Source organism: Mesorhizobium sp. LSHC420B00 (assembly GCF_000503055.1).
Taxonomy (GTDB): domain Bacteria; phylum Pseudomonadota; class Alphaproteobacteria; order Rhizobiales; family Rhizobiaceae; genus Mesorhizobium.
Map to the genome: position 1 here is coordinate 1 of NZ_AYVY01000083.1, position 596 is coordinate 596.

Sequence of the window (596 nt, forward strand, 5' to 3'; positions counted from 1 at the left end):
CCGGAAACTGCGATCAGTGCCGCAGCGGAGCCGAGAAGAAGGCTCTTGATGTTCATTTTCTGACCTCCAGTCAAAAGTTAAAAAACGGGTCTGGGTATTCTTTGCTGAAGGACAGCGTTCCCTGCCCCATCCCCACTACCGAAAAAGATGCGCACCGCGCCGCTCCTTCAAACCCGACATTACCCATGAGACGGCGGCGTTCAACCACGATCGTACCGGCAAAAGGTTTGTGTTGGCGCTATACCCCGGCGTTGTTGCACAAATGACACGATTTGGCCTCACTCCGAAAGCTCCCGTTAACCAACAGCCCTTCGCAAGCCGTTGCAAACGGCGGATTCCGGCGATGGTCGGCCCGAAATGTGACCATGGCGCGAGTCGCGAACCAGGGAATCGCCGCAGAATCGCCACATCGCTGGGCGGCGCTTTGGCGAAGGGTCGATTTTTCAAGGATAATAGCGCCAGCTTGTTGATTGTGCCGGCGCTTTTCTTTATCCACCGGCGCAACGGAGAGGTGGCCGAGTGGTCGAAGGCGCTCCCCTGCTAAGGGAGTAGAGGTCAAAAGCTTCTCGTGGGTTCGAATCCCATCCTCTCCGCCA

At 56.9% G+C, this 596-nt stretch carries 1 protein-coding gene and 1 tRNA gene; both read left to right on the forward strand.

All coding sequences use genetic code 11. From position 1 onward, the window contains the following. A partial coding sequence (locus X760_RS77705) for a hypothetical protein (protein WP_210164505.1) occupies window positions 1-266 on the forward strand: 266 nt, incomplete at its 5' end. 239 nt (window positions 267-505) lie between these two features. Further along, window positions 506-596: transfer RNA gene (locus X760_RS73550), tRNA-Ser, on the forward strand.